Genomic DNA, 1,730 nt, shown 5'->3' with positions numbered 1-1,730 from the left:
AGGCCGCGGTGCGCCCGTGCCGGGGGAATCTCGCGACGGCTTTGCGACGCGGGCCGTTCGACGTCGTGGTGGCGAATCCGCCGTACGTCCCGGCGCCGGCCGCGACGGTCCGCGCCACCCGTGGCTGGGACGCGGGCCCGGACGGCCGCGCGGTCCTGGACCCGCTGTGCGCGGCGGCGGGCACGCTGCTGTGTCCTGGTGGGACGCTGCTGATCGTCCAATCCACACTGTCCGATGTGGATAAATCATGGGAACTGCTTGCGGCACAAGGCTTGTGTGTCTCGGTGGCCCGGCGCGCCCGGATCCCGTTCGGCCCGGTCCTTTCCGGACGGACGGCGTTCCTCGAGGCGGCCGGCCTGATCGCGCCGGGGCAGCGGACGGAGGAACTGGTGGTGCTGCGTGCCGACCGCTGACCGCCCGCGCCGGGTGACGGTGGTCCCCGGCGGCCCGGTGCTCGTGGAGGGCCCGGTGGAGCTGCGCACGCCGGAGGGCGAGGTCGTGCGCTCCGACCGGTTCGTGGTCGCGGTGTGCGCGTGCCGGCGGAGCAAGCGGTTCCCGTTCTGCGACACCAGCCACCGCAAGCGGGTGCGCGCCAAGGACGCGTGACGTGAATGACTCATTCATGTCGTCGGACGACATGAATGAGTCATTCACTACGTCTCGGGTCAGGGCAACGGAAGCCGCAGCGAGGACTCGCCCGCCCGCCAGTGGTTCAGCAGCCGCGCACCGAACCGGCCTTCGAGGAACTCCGTCGCCTGGATGCCGAACACGACGTCCGCGGCCAGCGCCGGTTCCTGGTCGAGCAGGTCGCCGAGCACCTCGTGGCGCATCACCTGTTCGTGCACCGCGTCGGCTTCGATGTGCTCGGTGTAGAAGAACCGGCACGCCTCCGGAGCGCCGAGGCGCCGGAGTGCCTGGTCCATCCGCTGCGCGGACGGCGCGGTCGTGATCTCGGCCGCCGCGAAGTGGCCGCACAGCGCGCCGCGCAGGGATCGGTGCAGGCCGAACAGGGACATCATGTTGACCACCGCCAGCATCTCGGCGGGGGCGTGGTCGAGGAGTTCCAGGTAGCCGTCCGGCAGGCCGGCGGCGCGCAGGAGATCCGCGTACAGCCGCGAGTGCGCCGATTCCGCGCGGCCGCCGCCGAACTCGTCGAACTCCACCGCCACCAGCGCCGCCTTGGCGCGGCCGCGCAGGCGCGGGATCACCCACGCGTGCGGGTCGGCTTCCTTGTGGTGGTAGACCGAGCGGTGCGCGAAGTACTCCCGCACCTGCTCCCAGTCACCGTGGTCGCGCAGGAAGTGCGAGACGCCTTGCGCGTCGACCGGCTCGACCAGCAGCGCGTCCAGTTCGGCGGTGACGTCGTCGCCGCCCGGCACGTTTTCGCGCAGGGCCGCGAGGAAACGCGCCTCCAGCGCCCCGCGCAGGCGCAGCAGTTCCGGGTCCCACTCCCAGTCGGGCGAAACCCCGGGCAGGCCCTGGTAGTGCAGTTCGTAGCACAGGTGCAGGGCCAGCTGGACGTCGTCGCCGAGCGGGTCGGCGGCCCCGAGCCCGTCGAAGCCGAGGTCCGCGCGGGGCCGTTCGCGCAGCAGGGTGCCCAGCACGGACGCCGAAAGCGGGCCGCGGGCAGCGGGCGCCGCGAGGGTCGAGGTCGTCATGGGTCCGGGCTACCCCGTGCGCAGCTTTCCATGCCCCGCCGGCACGGTCAGCGCGGTGAGCCGGCCGACCAC

2 protein-coding genes and 1 pseudogene are annotated in these 1,730 nt (G+C 72.6%); 2 read left to right on the top strand and 1 reads right to left on the bottom strand.

The window, feature by feature from the left end; genetic code table 11:
- Together G3I65_RS14620 and G3I65_RS56470 are read left to right on the top strand one after the other, a co-directional pair.
- A pseudogene (locus G3I65_RS14620) lies at positions 1–413 on the top strand (methyltransferase); the annotation flags it as partial.
- Complete coding sequence (locus G3I65_RS56470; RefSeq protein ID WP_160696593.1) at positions 400–606, top strand: CDGSH iron-sulfur domain-containing protein; 207 nt, start codon at positions 400–402, stop codon at positions 604–606. The pseudogene G3I65_RS14620 and the gene G3I65_RS56470, both read left to right, overlap by 14 nt.
- A 59-nt stretch (positions 607–665) precedes the next feature.
- Here the strand turns inward: G3I65_RS56470 and G3I65_RS14610 are convergent, their stop codons facing one another.
- Positions 666–1,658 carry an iron-containing redox enzyme family protein gene (locus G3I65_RS14610; protein WP_160696592.1) on the bottom strand — a complete coding sequence of 331 codons (993 nt, stop codon included), beginning with the start codon at positions 1,656–1,658 and terminating at the stop codon, positions 666–668.
- Positions 1,659–1,730: the final 72 nt, after the last annotated feature.

Origin of the sequence: Amycolatopsis sp. SID8362 (genome assembly GCF_010550475.1) — a bacterium.
GTDB lineage: Bacteria > Actinomycetota > Actinomycetes > Mycobacteriales > Pseudonocardiaceae > Amycolatopsis > Amycolatopsis eburnea.
The sequence above is the reverse complement of the archived record's forward strand: the minus strand, read 5'-3'. Positions and strand labels throughout refer to the sequence as shown.